16 protein-coding genes, 1 pseudogene and 1 riboswitch are annotated in these 22,102 nt (G+C 74.1%); of the genes and pseudogenes, 8 read left to right on the top strand and 9 right to left on the bottom strand.

Annotated features, from left to right (window positions below):
* The first annotated feature begins 220 nt into the window (after positions 1-220).
* Together ACZ58X_RS05110 and ACZ58X_RS05115 are read left to right on the top strand one after the other, a co-directional pair.
* Positions 221-1,129: an NADP-dependent oxidoreductase gene (locus tag ACZ58X_RS05110; RefSeq protein WP_470332298.1), complete on the top strand. Its 909-nt coding sequence runs from the start codon at positions 221-223 to the stop codon at positions 1,127-1,129.
* 168 nt (positions 1,130-1,297) lie between these two features.
* Positions 1,298-2,059, top strand: a complete 762-nt coding sequence (locus ACZ58X_RS05115) for a VOC family protein (RefSeq protein ID WP_470332299.1) — start codon at positions 1,298-1,300, stop codon at positions 2,057-2,059.
* On the opposite strand, the gene lnt is transcribed toward ACZ58X_RS05115, so the two are convergent.
* On the bottom strand, positions 2,035-3,636 hold the full coding sequence (lnt, locus tag ACZ58X_RS05120) for an apolipoprotein N-acyltransferase (protein WP_470332300.1): 1,602 nt from the start codon (positions 3,634-3,636) through the stop codon (positions 2,035-2,037). The genes ACZ58X_RS05115 and lnt overlap by 25 nt on opposite strands.
* A 252-nt stretch (positions 3,637-3,888) precedes the next feature.
* Positions 3,889-7,527 carry a cobaltochelatase subunit CobN gene (gene cobN, locus ACZ58X_RS05125; protein WP_470332301.1) on the bottom strand — a complete coding sequence of 1,213 codons (3,639 nt, stop codon included), beginning with the start codon at positions 7,525-7,527 and terminating at the stop codon, positions 3,889-3,891.
* A 157-nt stretch (positions 7,528-7,684) separates the two neighbouring features.
* A riboswitch (cobalamin riboswitch) is annotated at positions 7,685-7,770 on the bottom strand.
* A 246-nt stretch (positions 7,771-8,016) separates the two neighbouring features.
* Here cobN and ACZ58X_RS05130 point away from each other — a divergent pair.
* The 3 genes from ACZ58X_RS05130 to ACZ58X_RS05140 are packed head-to-tail and all read left to right on the top strand — an operon-like array spanning position 8,017 to position 11,479.
* Positions 8,017-9,321, top strand: a complete 1,305-nt coding sequence (locus ACZ58X_RS05130) for a hypothetical protein (protein WP_470332302.1) — start codon at positions 8,017-8,019, stop codon at positions 9,319-9,321.
* Positions 9,318-9,944: a precorrin-8X methylmutase gene (locus ACZ58X_RS05135; RefSeq protein ID WP_030281194.1), complete on the top strand. Its 627-nt coding sequence runs from the start codon at positions 9,318-9,320 to the stop codon at positions 9,942-9,944. The genes ACZ58X_RS05130 and ACZ58X_RS05135 overlap by 4 nt, the downstream gene beginning before the upstream one ends.
* The gene (locus tag ACZ58X_RS05140) at positions 9,941-11,479 is read left to right on the top strand and encodes a precorrin-2 C(20)-methyltransferase (protein WP_470332303.1); all 1,539 of its coding nucleotides are present in this window, start codon (positions 9,941-9,943) and stop codon (positions 11,477-11,479) included. The genes ACZ58X_RS05135 and ACZ58X_RS05140 overlap by 4 nt, the downstream gene beginning before the upstream one ends.
* Before the next feature lie 108 nt (positions 11,480-11,587).
* On the opposite strand, the gene ACZ58X_RS05145 is transcribed toward ACZ58X_RS05140, so the two are convergent.
* A complete protein-coding gene (locus ACZ58X_RS05145; protein WP_470332304.1) occupies positions 11,588-13,327 on the bottom strand; it encodes a TIGR03767 family metallophosphoesterase in 1,740 nt (579 codons plus the stop codon).
* A gap of 302 nt (positions 13,328-13,629) precedes the next feature.
* On the opposite strand from ACZ58X_RS05145, the gene ACZ58X_RS05150 reads away from it, so the two are divergent.
* Complete coding sequence (locus ACZ58X_RS05150) at positions 13,630-14,862, top strand: cobalt-precorrin-5B (C(1))-methyltransferase (protein ID WP_470332305.1); 1,233 nt, start codon at positions 13,630-13,632, stop codon at positions 14,860-14,862.
* A gap of 195 nt (positions 14,863-15,057) precedes the next feature.
* Positions 15,058-16,587: a UDP-N-acetylglucosamine 1-carboxyvinyltransferase gene (locus tag ACZ58X_RS05155; RefSeq protein WP_470332306.1), complete on the top strand. Its 1,530-nt coding sequence runs from the start codon at positions 15,058-15,060 to the stop codon at positions 16,585-16,587.
* A 25-nt stretch (positions 16,588-16,612) separates the two neighbouring features.
* Here the strand turns inward: ACZ58X_RS05155 and ACZ58X_RS05160 are convergent.
* The 6 genes and pseudogenes from ACZ58X_RS05160 to ACZ58X_RS05185 all read right to left on the bottom strand — a co-directional run.
* Positions 16,613-16,825, bottom strand: a pseudogene (locus ACZ58X_RS05160) (protein phosphatase); the annotation flags it as partial.
* A 52-nt stretch (positions 16,826-16,877) separates the two neighbouring features.
* Positions 16,878-17,381, bottom strand: coding sequence for a DinB family protein (locus ACZ58X_RS05165; RefSeq protein ID WP_470332307.1), 504 nt, complete (start codon positions 17,379-17,381; stop codon positions 16,878-16,880).
* 57 nt (positions 17,382-17,438) lie between these two features.
* Positions 17,439-18,218 carry a cobalt-precorrin-6A reductase gene (locus tag ACZ58X_RS05170; RefSeq protein ID WP_470332308.1) on the bottom strand — a complete coding sequence of 260 codons (780 nt, stop codon included), beginning with the start codon at positions 18,216-18,218 and terminating at the stop codon, positions 17,439-17,441.
* Entirely contained in the window at positions 18,215-18,976 is a 762-nt protein-coding gene (cobM, locus tag ACZ58X_RS05175; RefSeq protein WP_360238836.1) for a precorrin-4 C(11)-methyltransferase, read from the bottom strand. The genes ACZ58X_RS05170 and cobM overlap by 4 nt, the downstream gene beginning before the upstream one ends.
* Positions 18,973-20,214: a precorrin-6y C5,15-methyltransferase (decarboxylating) subunit CbiE gene (gene cbiE, locus ACZ58X_RS05180; RefSeq protein ID WP_470332309.1), complete on the bottom strand. Its 1,242-nt coding sequence runs from the start codon at positions 20,212-20,214 to the stop codon at positions 18,973-18,975. Before cbiE ends, cobM begins: the two co-directional genes overlap by 4 nt.
* Positions 20,215-20,419: 205 nt before the next feature.
* Entirely contained in the window at positions 20,420-20,857 is a 438-nt protein-coding gene (locus ACZ58X_RS05185) for a gamma-glutamylcyclotransferase family protein (RefSeq protein WP_470332310.1), read from the bottom strand.
* Between the two features lie 161 nt (positions 20,858-21,018).
* On the opposite strand from ACZ58X_RS05185, the gene ACZ58X_RS05190 reads away from it, so the two are divergent.
* On the top strand, positions 21,019-22,032 hold the full coding sequence (locus ACZ58X_RS05190) for an EamA family transporter (RefSeq protein ID WP_470332311.1): 1,014 nt from the start codon (positions 21,019-21,021) through the stop codon (positions 22,030-22,032).
* Positions 22,033-22,102 lie beyond the last annotated feature (70 nt).

The following is a 22,102-nucleotide window of genomic DNA, read 5'->3' on the forward strand; positions in this document are numbered from 1 at the left end:
TGCCGAGTGACGCCTGACGTGTGACAGGTAACAGCTGACAGAAAACAGACGACAGATAACAGCTGACGGATAACAGATTTCGAAATCTGTTATCCGTCAGCTGTTATCTGTTCGCACGCCCCCGTTCGGCCCACCAGCGCCCGCCCCGCCCCGCCGCGCCCCGCATGCTGGGGCGGGGGAGCACGTGCCGCAGGGCGCTACCCGAGGAGTGGGATCACCGATGGCCAAGGCGTTCGGCTTCATCGATTACGGCGGACCGGAGACGCAGGAGTTCCTCGACCGCCCGGTGCTCGACCCCGGCCCGGGGCAACTGGCGATCACCGTCCGGGCCGCCGGCGTCAACCCGGTGGACTGGAAGATCCGCCGGGGTTTCCTCGGCCGCGAGCGCCAACTCCCCGCCGTCATGGGCCAGGAGGCCTCCGGGGTGGTGCAGCGGATCGGCCCCGGGGTCACCGGCTTCACCCCGGGTGACGAGGTGTTCGGCCTCGCCGCCGCCGGCGCCTTCGCCGAACAGACCCTGCTGCGGGCCGAGTTGAGCGCCCTCAAGCCCGAGGGCATCGGCTTCGACCTGGCCGCCACGCTCGGCGTCTCGGTCGCCACCGCCGACGACGCGCTGCGCCAACTCGCCCTCGGAGCCGGGCGTACGCTGCTGATCCTCGGGATCGCCGGCGGCGTCGGCAGCGCCGCCGCCCAGATCGCCCGCAGCCAGGGCCTGGTGGTGCTCGGCACCGCGAGCGATGCCAACCGGTCGTACGTGGAGTCCCTGGGCGCGACCCAGATCCGCTACGGCGACGGCGTCGCCGAGCGGATCGCCGAGGCCGCCCCCGACGGTGTCGACGGCATCCTCGACCTGGTCGGCGGTGACGCCCTGCGGGCGGTGGCCGGTGTCCGGGCCGACCGGACGGAGCTGGTCAGCACCGCCGACCCGGCGACCGCCGCCGAGCTCGGCGGTGTGTACGTCACCCGCTCGACCAGCTCCGAGACCCTGGCCGCCCTCGCCGCCCTGGTCGCCGCCGGCGACCTCGACCCCCAGGTCACCGGTCGCTACCCACTCGGCCGTGCCGGCGATGCGCTCGCCGAGGTCGAGTCCGGGCACGCGCGCGGCAAGGTGGTCCTCGAAGTCTCGTGAGAGACAACGACTTTGACGAGCAGTCAGAACTGCGCGCCGCAGTGCCGCCCGAGCTTCCCTGAGAGCCGAGAGCCGAGAGCCGAGAGCCGAGAGCCGAGAGCCAAGAGCCGAGAGCCGGGAACGCCGAGAGCCGGGAACCGAGAACCGAGAGTCAAGAGCCGAGAAGCCATGAAGCAGACCTCCGTCACCGCCAATGCCCCCTGCTGGGTCGAGCTGGGCACCGACGACCCGGCCGCCGCCCGGGTCTTCTACGCCGAACTGTTCGGCTGGCGCCCCGAGAGCGGTGTGCGCCCCGAGGACGGCGGCTACACCCAGATGTTCCTCGGTGAGGCCGCGGCCGCCGCCGTCACCCAGCGCCACGCCCCGCAGCAGCCGACGGCCTGGACGGTCGCCATCGCGGTCGCGGACGCCGACGCCACCGTGGCGAGGGCCGAGGCGGCCGGCGGCAAGGTCCGCAAGGAGCCCACCGATGTGTCGGACCTGGGCCGCTTCTCGGTGGTCGCTGACCCGTCCGGCGCGGTCCTCATCCTCTGGCAGGCCCGGGCCTTCGCGGGCGCCGGGGTGTTCAACGAGCCGGGCTCGCTGGGCTGGGTGGAACTGGCGACCCGGGACGCGGCCGGGGCACGGGCCTTCTACCCGGCGGTCTTCGGCTGGTCCGTCGCGCCGTCCGAGCACTACACCCAGTGGGGCCTGGACGGCCAGGACTTCGGCGGCATGGTGGTGATGGACGACGGCTTCCCGCCGCAGGTGGCGCCGCACTGGCTGCCGTACTTCTCGGTCGCCGACGTGGACAACACCGTCGGCCGGGCGGTCGCCATGGGCGCGGACGTGCTGATGCCCGCCTATTCGATGCCGGGGCGGCGGATCGCCGTTCTGCGCGACGCCCAGGGCGCCCCGTTCGGCGTCTACACCGACGGCGGGAAGGTCTGAGCGGCCGGTCCGCTCGCGTGCCGACGGGCGGAGCGCGAGCGCAGGTCGGCCGCTGCCGCGCCCGCCGTGACCAGCAGCGCGCCCAGCGGCACCACGTCACCGATCCGGTCGTACCAGGTCAGCGTCCCGGGTGCGGTGAGCGGCAGCCGTACGGTCAGGGCGCCGGTGGAGTCGGTGCCGAGCCGGGCGAGCTGTCGGCCCTGGGCGTCGAAGGCGGCCGAGACGCCGGTCAGCGAGGCCTGGACGGCGGGGCGCCCGGTCTCGGCGGCCCGGATCGCGGCCAGTGAGACGTGCTGTTCGGGTGCCCAGGTGTGCTGGAAGGTCGAGGTGGAGGACTGGTAGACCAGTACCCGGGCGCTGTCCCGGGCGGCGGTGCGCGCCATGTCCGGGAAGGCCGACTCGAAGCAGATCAGCGCGCCGACCGGCAGCGGCCGGCCCGAGCGGTCGGTGGCGGGCAGTACGTGGAAGGCGGTGCCGGGGGCCCGGTTCTCGCCCGCGGCCCGGCTGACCCCGGCGATCCAGCCGAGGACGGGCCGCAGCGGGATGTACTCGCCGAAGGGCACCAGCCGGATCTTCCGGTAGCGGTCGACCACGCCTTCGGGGGAGACCAGCACCGCGTCCTTGGAGATCCGCCCGTCCGCCTTGCGGGCGTCCTCCCCGGCCACTACCTCGGCGCCGGTGGTGGCGGCGAGCCGCCGCAGCGCGTCCAGGGTGGCCGGGTCGCGGTCGAGGTCGGCGGTGGTGCTGCTCTCGCCCCACACGACCAGGTCGACCGGCTGTCCGACCAGGTCGGCGGTGGCCCGGACGCTCGCGTCGAAGCGGGCCTGGGGGTCCTCGACGATGCCGGGCTGGACGAGTGCCACGGTGACCGCCCCGGCCCCGACCGGTGCCGGGCGCAGCGCGAACAGCAGGGGTCCGGCGGCCAGCACCAGCACGGTGACGAGCGCCGCGACCGCCCGGGGCCGCCGGGGAACCGCCGTCAGGATGATCAGCACTCCGGTGTTGACGGCCGCCACTGCGGCGCTGACCAGCCAGATCCCGCCCGCCGAGGCCAGCCCGAGGATGGCCGGGTGCTGCCACTGGGTGGCGCCGAGCAGTGCCCACGGCCCGCCGAGCGCGTGCCAGGACCGCGCGTACTCGGTGCCCACCCAGACCGCGGGGACGACCAGCAGGGCGAGCAGTGCCCGGCGGGTGGTGACCGGCGGGCGCAGCAGGTGGTGCACCGCGTACCCGACCGGCGCCTGGAGGGCCCCGAACAGCACGGCGAGTACGGGCAGCGCCGGTCCGACGGAGGGGACCAGCCAGTACATCGCGGTGAGGATGAACCCCGCCCCGAACCACCACCCGCGCACCGCGGCCTCCCGTCCCGACGGTGCCCGCTGGGCGAGCAGGAGTCCGGGGACGAGTGCGACCCAGGCGAGCCAGGCCTGCCCGGGCGCGGGGAACGCGACCACCGGGACGGCTCCGGCCGTCAGCGCGGCGAGCCGCGCCCGGTAGCGGTGCGGTGTGTGCGGCTCCCGGGTGTCCGTCGGGGCCGTGCTCGGGACTGGGCGGGCGGTGCCGGTGCGGCGCGACATGCCCCGTATTGTCCGCTCGGGTGACGGCCGGTGCCAGATGGCGGTACGCGTGGTTGACGCCGGTCCTCGGAACGGTGCAGGTCATTGGAACAAATGGACCAATCCCGTACCCAACTGCGGCCGGTCACGCCCCCGAGACGACGACCGGTCACGCGGCCCCGACACGACGGCCGGACACCCGGCCCGGCGCGACGGCGGCCGGCCGCCCTCCCCGCACGGGAGCGCGGCCGGCCGCCCTGCGGTCGGAGGGCGTCAGCCCTCGTCGCCCTCCAGGTCGCCCTCGGTCTCCAGGAACGCGGCCTGCAGCTGCTCGATCAGCTGCGGGTCCGGCTGTTCCCACAGGCCGCGGCTCGCCGCCTCCAGCAGGCGCTCGCTGATGCCGTGCAGCGCCCACGGGTTGGCGCCCGCGAGGAACTCGCGGTTGACCGGGTCGAGGACGTACTCCTGGGTGAGCTTCTCGTACATCCAGTCCGCGACCACGCCCGTGGTGGCGTCGTAGCCGAACAGGTAGTCGACCGTCGCGGCCATCTCGAAGGCGCCCTTGTAGCCGTGGCGCCGCATCGCCTCGATCCAGCGCGGGTTGACCACCCGGGCGCGGAAGACGCGGGCGGCCTCCTCGGTCAGGGTGCGGGTGCGGACCGTCTCCGGGCGGGTCGAGTCGCCGATGTAGGCGGTCGGGGCCTTGCCGGTGAGGGCGCGCACGGTGGCCACCATGCCGCCGTGGTACTGGAAGTAGTCGTCCGAGTCGGCGATGTCGTGCTCGCGGGTGTCGGTGTTCTTCGCGGCGACGGTGATCCGCTTGTACGCGGTCTCCATCTCCTCGCGCGCCGGGCGCCCGTCCAGGCCGCGGCCGTACGCGTAGCCGCCCCAGACGGTGTAGACCTCGGCGAGGTCGGCGTCGGTGCGCCAGTCCCGGCTGTCGATCAGCTGGAGCAGGCCCGCGCCGTAGGTGCCTGGGCGGGAGCCGAAGACGCGGACGGTGGCCTTGCGCTCGTCGCCGTGCACGGCGAGGTCGGCCTGGACGTGGGCGCGGACGAAGTTGTCGGCCGCGGGCTCCTCCTGGGCGGCGGCCAGGCGCACCGCGTCGTCCAGCAGGGCGACCACGTGCGGGAAGGCGTCCCGGAAGAAGCCGGAGATGCGCAGCGTGACGTCGATGCGCGGGCGGCCGAGCTCGTCGAGCGGGATCGGCTCCAGACCGGTGACCCGGCGCGAGGCGTCGTCCCAGACCGGGCGGACGCCGAGCAGGGCGAAGGCCTCGGCGATGTCGTCGCCGGCGGTGCGCATCGCGCTGGTGCCCCAGAGCGAGAGCCCGACCGAGGGCGGGTAGGCGCCGTCGTTGTCGGCGGTGTACCGCTCGACCAGCGAGGCGGCGAGCGCCTGGCCGGTCTCCCAGGCGAGCTTGCTGGGCACGGCCTTCGGGTCGACGGAGTAGAAGTTGCGGCCGGTCGGCAGCACGTTGACCAGGCCGCGCAGCGGCGAGCCGGAGGGGCCGGCCGGGACGAAGCCGCCGCGGAGCGCGTGCAGCACGGCGTCCAGCTCGTCGGTGGTGGCGGACAGCCGCGGCACCACCTGGGTGGCGGCGAAGGTCAGCACCTCGCCGACGGCCTCGCGGACGCCCTCCGGCAGTTCGGCGGCGACCTTCTCCACCGCCTCGGGCGCCCAGTCCTCGGCCTCCATCGCCTCGACCAGGGCGCGGGCCCGCGCCTCGGCCGCGTCGGTGGCGCCGAGGGTGAGGGCCGCCTCGTCCAGGCCGAGCGCCTCGCGCAGGCCGGGCAGCGCGCTGACGCCGCCCCAGATCTGCCGGGCGCGCAGGATGGCGAGCACGATGTTGACCCGGTCGGTGCCGGCCGGGGCCTGGCCGAGGACGTGCAGGCCGTCGCGGATCTGGGCGTCCTTGACCTCGCACAGCCAGCCGTCGACGTGCAGCAGGAAGTCGTCGAAGCCGTCGTCCTCGGGGCGCTCGTCCAGGCCGAGGTCGTGGTCCAGCTTGGCGGCCTGGATCAGGGTCCAGATCTGGGCGCGGATCGCGGGCAGCTTGGCCGGGTCCATCGCGGCGATGTTGGAGTGCTCGTCGAGCAGCTGCTCCAGCCGCGCGATGTCGCCGTAGGAGTCGGCGCGGGCCATCGGCGGGACGAGGTGGTCGACCAGGGTGGCGTGGGCGCGGCGCTTGGCCTGGGTGCCCTCGCCCGGGTCGTTGACCAGGAAGGGGTAGATCAGCGGGAGGTCGCCGAGGACGGCGTCCGGGCCGCACTCGGCGGACAGCGCGGCGGTCTTGCCGGGCAGCCACTCCAGGTTGCCGTGCTTGCCGAGGTGGATGACGGCGTGGGCGCCGAAGCCACCGTCCTCCTGGGCGGCCTCGATCCAGCGGTAGGCGGCCAGGTAGTGGTGGCTCGGCGGGAGGTCCGGGTCGTGGTAGATCGCGACCGGGTTCTCGCCGAAGCCGCGCGGCGGCTGGATGAGCACCAGCAGGTTCCCGGAGCGGATGGCGGCGAGCACGATGTCGCCGTCCGGGTTCTGCGAGCGGTCCACGTACAGCTCGCCGGGGGCCGGGCCCCAGTGCTGCTCGACCTGCTCGCGCAGGGCGCCGGGGAGGGTGGCGTACCAGCGGCGGTAGTCGGCGGCCGGGATGCGGACCGGATTGCGGGCCAGCTGGTCCTCGGTGAGCCAGTCCTGGTCGTAGCCGCCGGCCGCGATCAGGGCGTGGATCAGGGCGTCGCCCTCGTGGCCGTCCTCCTCGCCGCCGTCGGTGGGGGCGTTGAAGCCGGGCAGGGCGGAGCCGAGGTCCATGCCGTCCGCGCGCAGCCGCTCCAGCAGGCGCATCGCGCTGGCCGGGGTGTCCAGGCCGACGGCGTTGCCGACCCGGGAGTGCTTGGTCGGGTAGGCGGACAGCACCAGCGCGAGGCGGCGCTCGGCGGCCGGGACGTGCCGCAGCCGGGCGTGCTTGACGGCGGTGCCGGCGACGCGGGCGGCGCGCTCCGGGTCGGCGGCGTAGACCGTCAGGCCGTCCTCGTCCAGCTCCTTGAAGGAGAACGGGACGCTGATCAGCCGGCCGTCGAACTCGGGCACGGCGATCTGGGTGGCGGTGTCCAGCGGGGACAGGCCGTCGTCGCTGGCCTCCCACTGGGCGCGCGACCAGGTGAGGCAGAGCGCCTGGAGGATCGGGCGGTCGAGGGCGGCCAGCGCTCCGGCGTCCCAGGCCTCCTCGTCCCCGCCGGCCTGGGCGTCGGCCGGGCGGGTGCCGCCGGCGGCGAGCACGGTGGTGACGATCGCGTCGGCCTCGCCGAGCGCGGCCAGCAGCTCGGGTTCGGCGCCGCGCAGCGAGGCGCAGTAGTAGGCCCTCGCCCGGGCACCCTGGTCCTCGATCGCCCGGCAGAGGGTCTCCACGAAGGCGGTGTTGCCGCTCATGTGGTGGGCGCGGTAGTAGAGCACCGCGATGGTCGGGCCGCTCTCGGTACGGGCTTCGCGCTCCAGCGGGCCCCAGGCTGGCGCGGAGGCGGGCGGGGCGAAGCCGTGGCCGGTCAGCAGCACGGTGTCGGAGAGGAAGGCGCCGAGCTCGGCGAGGTTGGCCGCGCCGCCGTGGGCCAGGTAGGCATGCGCCTCGGCGGCGATGCCGGCCGGGACGGTGGAGAGTTCCATCAGCTGGGCGTCGGGCGCCTGCTCACCGGTCAGCACGATCACCGGGCGGGGGCCGGCCAGCAGTGAGTCCAGGCCCTCCTGCCAGGCGCGGCGGCCACCGAGCAGGCGGACCACGACCAGGTCGGTGCCCTCCAGCAGTGCGGGTAGGTCCTCGGGCGTCAGCCGGGCCGGGTTGCCGAGCCGGTACGGGACCGGTCCGGTGGCGGCTCGGGCGCTGAGCAGGTCGGTGTCGGACGTCGACAGCAGCAGGATCATGCGAAGGCCCTCCCGGCCTCTTCGGTGGCCAGGATGGCCGCGGTGGTGGCCGGGTCGGCCGCGGTGGTGGCCGGTGGAACGGGCGCGGGCATGCGAGAGCGCTGGTGCATTTCTGCCTTCCTCGGGGTCCGCGCCCCGGGCCGGTGGAGGACGGCGGGAGTTCCTGGCTCCCGCGGCCGACCGGTCTCCCGGTGAACCGCGGTCACAGTGGCGGGACCGCACCGGGCTTGCACCGGTTTCCTCCCCTGCGCCGTCGCTGGCGTCGGGCGGCCCGCTGGGGACCGCCCGCCAGCATCGTACGGGGTGCGGCTGACCTGGGGGAGGGGCGGCTTCGCCGGGCCCGGGGCACGGGCGGGCCGCCGCCCGGCGCACGGGCGGGCGCACGGCGCTCACCGGCGCCGGGCGGCCGGTTCGGCGTGCTCCGGCCGTGCCGCCCGGTGAGCCGCCGGTGTGATGCAGCGGACGGAGGCAAGCGATCGGATCATCTGTATGCTCGCCGCCATGCCACCGACACCCGACGCCACCGCGCCGGGCGCCGCCGTGCCCGACCGGGGGCGCGCCGACGCCTGCCCCGGGGCGCTCCGCCTGCACACCGCCGACGACGGCGGCCTCGCCCGGGTCCGACTGCCCGGCGGACTGCTGACGGACCGTCAGGCGCTGGCCCTGGCCGAGGCCGCAGAGGCCCTCGGCGACGGGGAGTTGGAGACCACTTCGCGCGGCAACGTCCAACTCCGCGGCCTGGCCGCGGACTGCGGGGCCGAACTCGCCGACCGGCTGCGCGCCGTCGGACTGCTGCCCTCGGACACCCACGAGCGGGTGCGCAACATCGTCGCCTCGCCGCTGGCCGGGCTGGACGCGGCCGGGAACGCCGACGTGCAGGCCTGGGTGCGGGGACTGGACGCGCGGCTGTGCGCGAGCGACTGGGCGGCCGGACTGTCCGGCAAGTTCCTGTTCGCGCTGGACGACGGGCGGGGCGACGTCGCCGCGCTCGACGCCGATGTGACATTGATCGCAGCCCCGGACGGCCCGGCGCTGCTGCGGCTCGGACGGGCCGCCCACGGGCAGCCGGTCGAGGCCGGGCGGGAGGTGACGGCCGTGCTGGACGCGGCCCGCGCTTTCCTGGACGCGCTGCGCGGCGGCGGCCGCACGGCCTGGCACCTGCGTGAGGTGCCCGAGCTGCTGCCGACCGGCACGGTGCCGCTGCCCGCGTTCGCCGGGCCCGCCGCCACGGTCGGCGTGCTGCCCGGCGGGCTCTCGGTCGGCATGCGCTTCGGACGGGCCGACGCCGGCCAGTGGCGCGCGCTGGTCGCCGCCTCGACCGGCGAGCTGCGGCTGACCCCCTGGCGGGGCGCGGTGCTGCCCGGCGCACCCGCCGACCGGCTGCCCGCGCTGGCGGCCGCGGGATTGCGGACCGAGCCCGGCTCGGCCTGGGAGCGGGCCACCGCCTGCACCGGGCTGCCGGGCTGCGCCAAGTCGCTGGCCGACGTACGGGCCGACGCGGCCCGGGCGTTGGAACGCGGGGCGTTGGTGGCCGGCGCGTTGGAACGCGGGGCGTTGGTGGCCGGCGCGTTGGTGGCCGGGGGCGGCGCGCTGCCCGTCCACTGGTCGGGCTGCGAGCGGCGCTGCGGCCATCCGGCCGGGCAGTGGGTGGACGTGCTCGCCACGGGGCACGGCTACCGGGTGACGGTGAACGGGCCGGCCACGACCGCGGGCACCCCCGCGGGCGTTCCGGTGGACGTGACGAACGAGGAGATGGCCGAGGCGGTCGCCGAGGCCAGGAGGACCACGAAGTGATCGAGTACGAGAAGGACGGCGCGTCCATCTACCGCCAGTCCTTTGCCACCATCCGTGCGGAGGCCGATCTGGCCGCCCTCCCGGCGGACGTCTCCCAGGTCGCGGTGCGGATGATCCACGCCTGCGGGATGACCGACCTGGTCGAGGACCTGGTGTACTCGCCCGGCGTGGTCGCCTCGGCGCGCGCGGCGTTGCACGCCGGTGCGCCGATCCTGTGCGACGTCAACATGGTGGCGAGCGGGGTGACCCGCAAGCGGCTGCCCGCCGACAACGAGGTGATCTGCACCCTCACCGACCCGTCGGTGCCCGAGCTGGCCCGCGCCATGGGCAACACCCGCAGCGCGGCGGCCATGGAGCTGTGGCTGCCCCGGCTGGAGGGCGCGGTGGTGGCCGTCGGCAACGCGCCGACCTCGCTGTTCCGGCTGCTGGAGATGATCGAGGCGGGCGCACCGCGCCCGGCCGCGGTGATCGGCGTGCCGGTCGGCTTCATCGGCGCCGCCGAGTCCAAGCAGGCACTGGCCGAACACCCGTCCGGCCTGGAGCACTTGGTGGTGCGCGGCCGGCGCGGCGGCAGCGCGATCGCCGCCGCCGCCATCAACGCGATTGCGAGCGAAGAAGAGTGACGGATCGTCAGATCGCCACCACCCGGCCCGAGGGCACCGGCCGCCTGTACGGCGTCGGGCTCGGCCCGGGCGACCCCTCGCTGGTGACCGTCCGCGCGGCCGAACTCATCGGCAAGGCCGACGTGGTGGCCTACCACAGCGCCCGGCACGGCCGCTCCATCGCGCGCTCGATCGCCGAGCGCTACCTGACGAGCAGTCAGATCGAGGAGAAGCTGGTCTATCCGCTCACCGTGGAGACCACCGACCACCCCGGCGGCTACCGGGGCGCGCTGGACGAGTTCTACGAGGAGGCCGCCGCCCGGCTGGCCGCCCACCTGGACGCCGGGCGCGACGTCGTCGTCCTCGCCGAGGGCGACCCGCTGTTCTACGGCTCCTACCAGCACATGCACAAGCGCCTCGCGCACCGCTACCCGACCGAGGTGGTGCCCGGCGTGACCTCGGTCAGCGCGGCCGCCGCCCGGCTCGGGCAGCCGCTGACCGAGGCCGAGGAGACCCTCACCGTCATCCCCGGCACGCTGCCCGAGGAGGAGCTCACGGCGCGGATCGCCGCCGCCGACTCCGCGGTGATCATGAAGCTGGGCCGCACCTTCCCGACCGTCCGGCGGGCGCTGGAGCGGGCCGGACGGCTGGAGGACGCCCAGTACGTGGAGCGGGCCTTCATGGACGGGGAGCGGATCGCCCCGCTCGCCGAGGTCGAGGGGGAGAGCGTCCCCTACTTCTCGGTGGCGGTGCTGCCGAGCAAGGTCGCACCGCTGGAGCCGGTCGTCCGGCTCGCGGACGGCGTCGGCAGCGTGACCGTGGTCGGCACCGGGCCGGCCGGACCGCTCTGGCTCACCGCCGAGGCGCGCGGTGCGCTGGCCGAGGCCACCGACCTGGTCGGCTACACCACCTACCTGGACCGGGTGCCCGAGCGGCCGGGGCAGCGGCGGCACGGTTCGGACAACAAGGTGGAGTCGGAGCGCGCCGAGTTCGCCCTGGAGCTCGCCCGGCGCGGGCACCGGGTCTGCGTGGTGTCCTCGGGCGACCCGGGGGTGTTCGCGATGGCCACCGCCGTGCTGGAGGTCGCCTGCGAGGCGGACTACCGGGACGTACCGGTGCGGATCGTCCCCGGGATGACCGCCGCCCACGCGGCCGCCTCCCGGGCGGGCGCCCCGCTCGGCCACGACTACGCGGTGGTGTCGCTCTCGGACCGGCTCAAGCCCTGGGACGTGGTGGCCAAGCGGCTGCGCGCCGCCGCCGAGGCGGACCTGGTGCTGGCGCTGTACAACCCGGGCTCGAAGTCCCGCACCACCCAGGTCGGCCTGACCAGGGACCTGCTGCTCGAGTACCGGGCCCCGGAGACCCCGGTGGTGATGGCCCGCGACGTCGGCGGGCCGACCGAGCGGATCCGGATCGTCCGGCTGGGCGAGCTGGACCCGGCGCTGGTCGACATGCGGACCATCCTGCTGATCGGCTCCTCGCAGACCCGGGCGGTCGAGCGGGGCGGCGGGGTCGAGGTCGTCTGGACGCCCCGGCGGTATCCGGAGGACGTGTAACGGGTGACAGAAAACAGCTGACAGATAATGAAATCTGTCAGCTGTTTTCTGTTTTCTGTTTCTGTTTGCTGTCAGTCGTCAGCCGTCGGCCCGTGCCCGCCGCCGCCGTTACCGGGTCGGCTTGGTGATCAGCAGCTCGGTGTTGTGATCCTCCCCGGCACCCAGCAGTGCGGAGACCCGGCCGTTGGGGTCGTTGTACGAGAGCTCGCGGTACAGCGCGGCCAGGTTGGTGTCCGAGGTGCTGCCGAAGTCCGTCGTGTACGGCGCGGAGGACTCGATCAGCGTGGTGAACAGCGACAGGGTGCCGTCGCCGTTGTCCGCGATCTCGATGATCCGCCCGTGCTGCGGGTAGTCGATGTGCGAAGCGGTGTTGATCTCCCAGAACGCCCGCTCCGGCACCGCGTGGCCGTGCGCGGTGATCTTGTTCATGTGGGTGTGCCCATTCACCCAGGCGACCACGTTCGGGTAGCGCTGCAGCAGGGCGACCAACTCGTTGCCGTCGTGCCGCTTCTCGAAGATGTTGCGCGGGTCGGGCAGCAGGTTGCCCATCGAGCCGCTGGTGTGGTGGCTGAACACCAGGATCACGTCGTCGGTGCTGCCACCGTTCACCCGGTTCCCGTTGGCGTCGTACCAGTGCCCGCTGTGGTTCTTCAACTGCTGCTCCAGCCAGCGCAGTTGAGCGGTGCCGAGCGAACCGTCGGCGAAACCGGCCTGGTTGGTGGTGTCCAGGCTGATGCCGAGGACCTTCTCCGAGATCCGGAAGGTGTAGTAGAGCTTGCCGCTGCTCACCATGTCCGAGGTGAAGCCGTGCCCGTACGGGCCGGCCCCGGTGACGGCCGGGTCGAGGTGGGCCTTGGCGAACTGCTTGAGGGTGAACGGGTGGCGGCGCTCGTCCGGGGTGATCCGGCGCACCGCCTCGCCGTTCGCGAGCAGCTTGCCGAGCAGCAGGACGGCGCCCGCCGGGTCGCGTCGCAGCGAGTCCATCAGTTGGGCGGCGGTCGCGTCGTCGCAGCCCTCCAGCTTGAGCCCGCCCGTGTAGAGGTCGTTCAGCAGCCCGAAGTCGGGCAGCGAGCCCTCGATGCTGTCGTCGTGGTTGCCGACGGTGGTGTACCAGGGGGTCTTGAGACCCGGCGCGTCGAAGGGCCGGCCGGCCGCGGACAGGAAGCCGGGCACCTGTGGGAAGCCCTTCGCCTTGTAGACGTCGGCGTAGGCGAGTTCGGGGTTCCAGAAGGCCGAGTTGCCGGAGTTCTGCACGCCCTCGTAGCGGGTCGGGTCGCCGGTGTTCTGGGCCATCCGCCCACCGCCCATGACGGTGAGGTACCAGTCCAGCTCGGCCAGCTCGTGGTTGTCGGTGTTGTCACCGGTGGCCATCACCAGGCTGAACGGCATTCCGGTGTAGGGGCCGCCGGCCAGCGAGTTGACGCGCTCGACCAGGGCCGAGACGCCGCGGGCGTTCAGGGCCTCCTGCGGCCGGTAGGCGCTGTCGTTGAACTTGGCCAGGAACTCGAAGCGCACCGGGGACTCGGTGTCCACCAGGTGCAGGTCGCTGAACTGGACGAAGCTGGCCAGTCCGGTGCGGCGGTCGTCCCGCCCGCTGTCGGCGGCCGCGAGCTCCCCGCGCACCACCAGCGGCCAACCCGGTCCGGCCGCCAGCCGCTTGTAGGGGCCGGCCCCGGTCGGCGTGGCCACCTGCTCCAGGGTGGTCCCGGTGACGCTGACGGCCCGCGCGGCCGTGGTCGCCAGCGCCCGGTCCCGGCCCGCGGCCGAGGCGAGCTGGGCGCCGCCCAGGGACAGGGCCGACCAGGCGGCGGCCACCGAGGTGCCGGTCAGGAACGTACGACGTCTCATGCCTGCCACAGAAACCCCCACATACTGGCGGCCCGGCCGGGTGCCCCGGTCGCCGGACCACGTCATGAACCCGCTAAATAACGGAGCGACAGATTACTCGCTGGTAGTCGCACGGAGCGAGACCCGTGCGAAGAACAGTTCGAGAACGGCGGGGGCTCCCCGCTCCGGCCGTGGGCCGGGCACCGTCCTCGGTCGCGCGCCCCGCCCCCGGGCTCCGCGCGGTGGTGCGGATGGGGGAGAATCGGCGGGCGTGACCGGGTTGGCCGGGGCGGGCGTGATCGGAATGCGGAAGCGAGGCGCAGGTGGCCGCAGCGGGAGCCGAGGCGGGAGGCCGGGCCGGCCAGCTCAAGAGCAGCGGCCTGCGGCACGGCTGGACGACGGGCGCCTGCGCCACCGCCGCCACCAAGGCCGCGTACACGGCGCTGCTCACCGGCGAGTTCCCGGACCCGGTGACCATCACCCTCCCCAAGGGCCAGCAGCCCGCCTTCGCCCTCGCGGTCGAGGAGCTGGTCCTCCCCGCCGAGCGGCCCACCTCCGACGGCCCGACCGCCTCCGACGGCCCGCCCACCTCCGACGGCTCGACCACCGTCGACGGCCCGCCCGTCGCCCAGCGGCCGGTCGCCGCCACGGCCGGAGTGGTCAAGGACGCCGGCGACGACCCCGACGTGACCCACGGCGCCCTGATCCGCGCGACCGTGCGGCTCGGCGAGCCCGGCGCCGGCGTGGTGTTCCGGGCCGGTCCCGGGGTCGGCACCGTCACCAAGGCCGGTCTGCCGCTGGCGGTCGGTGAGCCCGCGATCAACCCGGTGCCCCGGCAGATGATTCGCGACGCGGTGGCCGAGGTGGCGGCGGCGCACGGCGGTGGCGGGGACGTGGTGGTGGAGGTCTCCGTCGACCACGGCGAGGAGATCGCCCGCTCGACCTGGAACCCCCGGCTCGGCATCCTCGGCGGGCTGTCCATCCTCGGCACCACCGGGATCGTCGTCCCCTACTCCTGCTCGGCCTGGATCGACTCGATCCGTCGCGGTGTGGACGTGGCCCGGGCGGCCGGGCGCACCCACGTGGCGGGCTGCACCGGCTCGACCTCGGAGAAGGTCGCGGTCGCGGTGCACGGACTGCCCGAGGACGCCCTGCTGGACATGGGTGACTTCGCCGGGGCCGTCCTCAAGTACCTCAAGCGCCACCCGGTGCCGCGGCTGACCATCGCGGGCGGCTTCGCCAAGCTGTCCAAGCTCGCCCACGGACACCTCGACCTGCACTCGGCGCGTTCCCAGGTGGACAAGGGCTACCTGGCCGCGCTGGCCCGGCAGGGCGGGGCGGGCGAGGAACTGGCCGCGGCGGTGGCGGCGGCCAACACCGGCCTGGAGGCGGTGCAGTTGTGCCGGGCGGCCGGGGTGCCGCTGGGGGATCTGGTCGCCGAGGCGGCCCGGGCGACGGCGCTCGGGGTACTGCGCGGTTCACCGGTCGCGGTGGACGTCATCTGCATCGACCGCGCCGGCGCCATCGTCGGCCGGGCGGAGCCGCTCGGCCCCTGAGCGAAGCGGGTTCGGTACGGCGCCCGGCCCCTGAACAGCGCCCAGTTGGCTGCCCCACCCGTACAGCGGAAGCTCAGAACTATCGTGTGGTGATGTGAAGATCTCGACGTCATACGGGGTGAGAAACGGACAAAAGTGGCGCCGCGCCCGCTCTTGATTCTGGTGCCATCTCAACCATGAGATATGGTCTGCCGAGTGACAGGCGACTACCTCACCCGTATCGGCACCCTCATTCGTACCGCGCGCCAGCATCGCGGCTGGTCCCAGGCGCAGCTCGGCGAGGCACTCGGCACCAGCCAGAGCGCGGTCAACCGCATCGAACAGGGCAAGCAGAACGTCAGCCTTGAGATGATCGCGCGCATCGGCGATGCCCTCAACAGCGAGATCGTCTCCCTCGGCTACTCCGGCCCGATGCACCTGCGGGTCACCGGCGGCACCCGCCTCTCCGGCGCGATCGAGGTCCGCAGCAGCAAGAACGCCTGCGTCGCGATCCTCTGCGCCTCGCTGCTGACCACCGGCCGCACCACGATCCGCAGCGTCGCCCGGATCGAGGAGGTCTACCGCATCCTCGAAGTGCTCACCAGCATCGGCGTCAAGAGCCGCTGGCTGAACGACGGCCGCGACCTCGAACTCACCCCGCCGGCCGAGCTCGACCTCGCCGCGATGGACGTCGAGGCCGCCCGCCGGACCCGCAGCGTGCTGATGTTCCTCGGCCCGCTGATGCACCGTGCCCAGCGCTTCGCCATCCCGTACGCGGGCGGCTGCGACCTCGGCACCCGTACCGTCCAGCCGCACCTGACGGCGCTGCGGCGCTTCGGCCTGGAGGTCGCCACCACCGGTGGCGCCTACCACGCCTCGGTCGAGCCGGGCACCCCGATGGACCGCCCGATCGTGCTGACCGAGCGCGGGGACACCGTCACCGAGAACGCCCTGCTGGCCGCCGCGCGGCACGACGGCGTGAGCGTCATCCGCAACGCCTCGCCGAACTACATGGTCCAGGACCTCTGCTTCTTCCTGGAGAAGCTGGGCGTGAAGATCGAGGGCATCGGCACCACCACCCTCACCGTCCACGGCGTCCCCGAGATCAGCTGCGACGTCGACTACACCCCGGCCGAGGACCCGGTGGAGGCGATGAGCCTGCTCGCCGCCGCCGTCGTCACCTCCTCCGAGCTGACGATCCGCCGGGTGCCGATCGAGTTCCTGGAGATCGAGCTCGCGGTGCTGGAGGGCATGGGCCTCGACTACGACCGGACCCCGGAGTACCGGGCCCACAACGGCCACACCCGACTGGTCGACCTGACCGTGCGCCCGTCCAAGCTGACCGCGCCGATCGACACCATCCACCCGATGCCGTTCCCCGGCATCAACATCGACAACGTGCCGTTCTTCGCCGCCATCGCCGCAGCCGCGCACGGCACCACGATGATCCACGACTGGGTCTACGACAACCGCGCGATCTACCTCACCGAGCTGACCCGGCTCGGCGCGGACGTCAAGCTGCTCGACCCGCACCGCGTCCTGGTCCAGGGCCCGACCCGCTGGCGCGCCGCCGAGATGATGTGCCCGCCCGCGCTGCGCCCGGCCGTGGTCATCCTGCTCGCGATGCTCGCCGCGCAGGGCACCTCGGTGCTGCGCAACGTCTACGTCATCAACCGCGGTTACGAGGACCTCGCCGAGCGCCTCAACTCCATCGGCGCCCAGATCGAGACCTTCCGCGACATCTGACGGTCCGTCATTCACCTGACCGGCCTCAGCTACTGAGGCCGGTCAGCAGGATCGCCACGTCCAACCCGGTGTGCAGGTACTCCACGAACACCGGGTTGTTCAGCGCCCAGGGCGAACGCCGCTCCCGGATCAGCCGGACCGCCCCGGCCGGATCGTGCCCGAGGGCGACCATCGCCTGGGCGACCACCAGGCCCGAGCGGTTGTAGCCCGAGTGGCAGCGCACCAGCGTCCGGCGGCCCCCGCGCCCCTGCGCGGCTGCTCGCCCCGGGACTGCTCGCCCGCCGTCGGGGCTACTCGCCTGTGCTGCCGTCGAGGTGCTCGCGCAGGAGGTCGGCGTGGCCGTTGTGGCGGGCGTACTCCTCGATCATGTGGGTGAGGATCCAGCGCAGCGAGAACACCTCCTCGCCGTAGTGGCCCAGAACGTCCAACGACTCTGCGGCGGCGACGAGTTCCCGTGCGTGCGCGCACTCGCGGCGCCAGATCGCGAAAGCCTCCTCCGGGTCGGCGGTCCCGGCGTCCCACTCGGCGAAGCTGCCGTCGGGGTTCTTCCAGAAGCCCGGACTGGCCTCGTCGGCGAGGACGTTGCGGAACCAGCTGCGCTCCACCTCGGCGAGGTGGCGGACCAGGCCGAGGAGGGAGAGCCCGGAGGGTTCCAGTGCCCGGGTGCGGAGTTGCTCGGGGGTCAGCCCGGCGCACTTCATCGCCAGGGTGTCGCGCTGGTGGTCGAGGAAGCTCGCCAGGGTGGCCCGCTCGTCGGTGGTCCGCAGGGTGGTGGTGCGCTGATCATCGGTCATCGCGCCATCGTGCCGGGCGGTCGGTGGCACCGCCGACCATTCCACTGGGTGGACGCGTCAGGCCGACCGCTCCAGCCAGCGCACCGCGCCCGCCACGTCCGGTGCCACCGGCAGGCCCGCCGGCACCGGCGGGCGTTCCACCACGACCACGGGCAGCCCGAGTTCACGGGCTGCGGTCAGCTTGGGTGCGGTCGCGGCGCCGCCGCTGTCCTTGGTGACGACCACGTCGATCCGGTGTTCGCGCAGTAGCGCCCGCTCGCCGTCGAGGGTGAACGGGCCGCGGTCCAGCAGGACTTCGAGCGAGGGCGGCAGCGGCGGCTCCGGCGGGTCCACCGAGCGGGCCAGGAAGTGCAGCTCGTCCAGGTGGGCGAAGGCGGCGATGCCCTGGCGGCCGGAGCTGAGGAAGACCCGGCGGCCGAGGCCGGGCAGCAGTTCGGCGGCGGCCGTGAGGGAGGGGACGGGGTGCCAGCGGTCCCCGGCGACGGGTGCGAAGCCGGGGCGGCGCAGCACCAGCAGCGGCACGCCGGTGGCGGCGGCCGCGAGGGCGGCGTTGTGCGACATCCCGGCGGCGAACGGGTGGGTGGCATCGACCACGGCGTCCACCGCCTCGGCCCGCAGCCAGTCGGCCAGCCCGTCCGGGCCGCCGAAGCCGCCGATCCGCACCTCGCCGACGGGCAGCCGGGGTTGGGCGACCCGCCCGGCCAGCGAACTGGTGACCCGCAGGCCCGGTCGGCCGTCGAGTGCGGCGGCCAGCGCCCGCCCCTCCGTGGTCCCGCCGAGGACCAGTACGTGGGTCGGTCGGTGGAGGGGAGTGGACGCCTGGTCCGGCCGGCTCACGCGCCGCAGGGCTCGTGCGGCCGCTCGCGGTCCGCCGAGTAGAGGTGGCTGTCGCGGAACTGCTCGGCGGCGAGGGTGCGGCCGACCAGGATGACGGCGGTGCGCACCACGCCCGCCGCCTTGACCTGCCCGGCGATGTCGGCCAGTGTGCCGCGCAGCACCAGCTCGTCGGGGCGGCTGGCCATCGCGACCACGGCGGCCGGGCAGTCGGCGCCGTAGTGCGGGAGCAACTGCTCGACCACGTCGTCCACGTAGCCGGCGGCCAGGTGCAGCACCAGCAGGGCGCCGCTGCGGCCGAGGGTGGCGAGGTCCTCGCCCTCCGGCATCGGGGTGGCGCGCTTGGCGATCCGGGTGAGGATGACGGTCTGGCCGACGGTCGGCACCGTCAACTCCCGCTTCAACGCCGCCGCGGCGGCGGCGAAGGCGGGAACGCCGGGGACCACCTCGTACGGCACCCCGGCCGCGTCCAGCCGGCGCATCTGCTCGGCGACGGCGGAGAAGACGGAGGGGTCGCCGGAGTGCAGCCGGGCCACGTCCCGGCCGGCCTCGTGCGCGGCGACCAGCTCGGCGACGATCTGGTCCAGGTTGAGCTGGGCGGTGTCGACCAGCCGGGCGCCGGGCGGGCACTCGTCCAGCAGCTCGCGCGGGACGAGGCTGCCGGCGTAGAGGCAGACCTCGGCGCGGGCCAGGAGGCGCTGGCCGCGCAGGGTGATCAGGTCCGCGGCGCCCGGGCCGGCTCCGATGAAGTAGACGGTCACGAGGCGTCCTCCTGGGGGGTGTTGGGCTTGAGGGCGGACCACTGGGTGACCGGCATGGCCTGCCGCCACCCGGTGAAACCGCCGACCGGGACGGCGTGGGCGACGGCCAGTTTGACCAGCTCCCCGCCGTGGCGCCGGTACCACTCGGTGAGCAGCGCCTCGGACTCCAGCGTCACGGTGTTGGCGACCAGTCGCCCGCCGGGGCGCAGCGCGGCCCAGCAACTGTCCAGCAGGCCGGGGGCGGTGAGGCCGCCACCGATGAACACGGCGTCGGGGGAGGGGAGTTCGGCGAGCGCCTCGGGGGCGCGGCCGGTCACCACCCGGAGTCGGGGCACGCCCAGCGCGGCGGCGTTGCGGGCGATCCGTTCGGCCCGGACGGGGTCGCGCTCGATGCTGACGGCCCGGCAGTCCCGGTGGGCGCGCAGCCACTCGACGGCGATCGAGCCGGAGCCGCCGCCGACGTCCCAGAGCAGTTCGCCGGGGGAGGGGGCGAGGGTGGCCAGGGTGGCGGCCCGGACGTGCCGCTTGGTGAGCTGGCCGTCGCTCTCGTACGCCTCGTCGGGCAGGCCGGGGACGAGTGAGCTGCGCGGGCCGTCGCCGAGTTCGACGGCGATCAGGTTCAGCGGGTCGCCGGGCGGGTGCGGCCAGTTGTCGGCGCGGCCGTCGAGCTCCCGCTCGCGGGTGTCGTCGCCGAGTTGCTCCAGCACGCGAAGCCGGGCGGTGCCGAAGCCGTGCTCGGTGAGCAGGGCGGCGACGGTGGCGGGGGTGCCGGCGTCGGCGCTGAGCACCAGCAGCCGTCGGCCGGGGTGGAGGGCGAGGGCCAGCGTGGCCGGCGGCCGGCCGACCAGGCTGACCACCTCGGTCGCGTCCAGCGGCCAGCCGAGCCGGGCGCAGGCGTACGAGACCGAGGAGGGGTGCGGCAGGACGCGCAGCCGCTCGGCGCCGACGGTCTCGGCGAGGGTGCGGCCGATGCCGAAGAACATCGGATCGCCGCTGGCCAGAACGACGATGCGGCGCCCGGCGTGCTCGGCGAGCAGCCCCGGGACGGCCGGGCGCAGCGGGGACGGCCAGGCGAGGCGCTCGGCGGGGACGGTGTCGCGGGGGAGCAGCTCCAGTTGCCGGGGGCCGCCGATGACCACCTCGGCGGACCGCAGCGCGGCCCGGGATCCGGCGGCGAGGCCGGGCCAGCCGTCGGCCCCGATCCCGACGACGGTGATCGGAGGGGGCAGCTCGGGCACCGGGTGGCTCCTCGTGGTTCGTTCCTGCTGGCCGGGGCAGCCTACCTGGCGGTCTGCGGGCGGTCTGCGGGCGGTCTGCGGGCGGGATCCGGGGAGGTGACGGCTTCCGGGCGGTGGGCGGCCGGTGGGCTGACAGGTTTCAACTTTCAGCGTTCAACTTTCAGATGTTGAAATCTGAAAGTTGAACGCTGTCGTCTGTTATCTGTCACCTGTCAGTCGTGGGCCCGCACCGGTCGGCCCAGTCCCCCGAGGCGATCAGCGCGGGCCGGGCCCGCAGCCGTGCCTCGGCCGCCGGCCCGGCGAGGTACACCCACGCCTCGCACGGTGCGCCCGTCGCCGTCCGGACCACCAGCCGGCGCCGCACGTACAGCCCCGTGCCGTCCGCCCGGCACTCCTCCAGCAGGTCCAGTGCCGCGAGCGCTCCGGGGTACGCGCCGGGGCGTACGGTGACCAGTTCGCCGACGACCCGGCGCCCGGGCGTCGGGTCCGGCACCGCGTACGGGAACCCCGGCCCCTCGTGCAGGGCGGCGCCCTCCAACACTGCCGGGCGGATCGCGGCGCAGCGTCCGGCCAGGTGGACGGCGTGGTTGCGGCCGCCGCTGCGCAGGGTGCCGTACACGAAGAACGGCAGCGCCGCTTCCACGGATGGGGCCTCCTCGGGCGCGGACACGGCTCCGACCTCCTGGCTGTGGGGAGCGTCCACGGTACGTGCCGTCGACCGGTCCGTGGAACCCACTGGCGCTCCGGGCCGCCGATGCGCTGTCATATCGGATGTTCAGCCAGCACCGTCCTAGGGGGACACACATGACACCGCCCGCTTCCCCGTCACCGGCAGCGACCCCCGGCAGCACCCCGCCCGGGCCAGCAGCCGCCGCCCCCGCCCTCGCCCCCGAGCCCGCCCCAGCCCCCGCCCGGCTCTCCGGCGCGGTCTGGGCGGCCCTCGCCGTGGTCTACGTGGTCTGGGGCTCGACCTACCTCGGGATCCGGATCGTGGTCGAGACGATGCCCTCCTTCTTCTCCGCCGCCGCCCGCTTCCTCACCGCCGGTCTGCTGCTGGTCGGCTTCCTGCTGATCCGCCAGGGCCCGGCCGGCCTGCGGGTGAGCGGTCGCCAGCTGGCCTCCTCGGCCCTGGTCGGCCTGCTGCTGCTGACCGGCGGCAACGGCCTGGTGGTGCTCGGCGAGACCTCCGTCCCCTCCGGGCTGGCCGCCCTGTTGGTGGCCGCGGTGCCGCTCTGGATGGTCGTGCTGACGGCCTTCGGCGGCGGGGAGCGCCCGAAGCGTGCCGAGTTGGCCGGGGTGCTGCTCGGCCTGGTGGGCCTCGGCGTGCTGTCCGCGCCCGCGATCGGTGGGTCGATCGAGCCGCTGGGCGTGGTCCTGATCATCGGCGCCACGCTGTGCTGGGCGGCCGGCTCCTTCGCGAGCAAGAAGATCCCGATGCCGGGCAACGTGCTCGCGGCGAGCGCGTACCAGATGCTGGTCGGCGGCCTCTGCGACCTGCTGGTCGGGCTGGCCCGCGGTGAGCAGCACGGGTTCGACCCGGGGGCCGTCTCCGGCCGGTCCTGGCTGGCCCTCGCCTACCTGGTGCTGTTCGGCTCGCTGCTCGCCTTCACCGCGTACTCGTGGTTGCTGCGTTCGGCCCCGCTGACCCTGGTGGCCACCTACGCGTACGTGAACCCGGTGGTCGCGGTGCTGCTGGGTTGGTTGATCCTGGCCGAGCCGCTGACCGGGCCGACCCTGGTGGGCGGGGCGATCGTGGTGGCCGGGGTCTGTCTGGTGGTGAGCGTCAGTCGGCGTCCGTCGAAGGCCGGTCGGCGCTGATCGGCGCCGGTCGGCGCTGGTCGGCGCCGTGGGCGGGTGGATCGTCCCGGTCAGCCGACCGGGACGATTC

The organism is Kitasatospora sp. NPDC040550 (assembly GCF_055594965.1).

Excerpts from the sequence above, each read along its gene's own strand:
- ACZ58X_RS05110 (WP_470332298.1), top strand. The coding sequence starts at position 221 with ATGGCCAAGGCGTTCGGCTTCATCGATTACGGCGGACCGGAGACGCAG.
- ACZ58X_RS05115 (WP_470332299.1), top strand. The coding sequence starts at position 1,298 with ATGAAGCAGACCTCCGTCACCGCCAATGCCCCCTGCTGGGTCGAGCTG.
- lnt (WP_470332300.1), bottom strand. The coding sequence starts at position 3,636 with ATGTCGCGCCGCACCGGCACCGCCCGCCCAGTCCCGAGCACGGCCCCG.
- cobN (WP_470332301.1), bottom strand. The coding sequence starts at position 7,527 with ATGATCCTGCTGCTGTCGACGTCCGACACCGACCTGCTCAGCGCCCGA.
- ACZ58X_RS05130 (WP_470332302.1), top strand. The coding sequence starts at position 8,017 with ATGCTCGCCGCCATGCCACCGACACCCGACGCCACCGCGCCGGGCGCC.
- ACZ58X_RS05145 (WP_470332304.1), bottom strand. The coding sequence starts at position 13,327 with ATGAGACGTCGTACGTTCCTGACCGGCACCTCGGTGGCCGCCGCCTGG.
- ACZ58X_RS05165 (WP_470332307.1), bottom strand. The coding sequence starts at position 17,381 with ATGACCGATGATCAGCGCACCACCACCCTGCGGACCACCGACGAGCGG.
- ACZ58X_RS05190 (WP_470332311.1), top strand. The coding sequence starts at position 21,019 with ATGACACCGCCCGCTTCCCCGTCACCGGCAGCGACCCCCGGCAGCACC.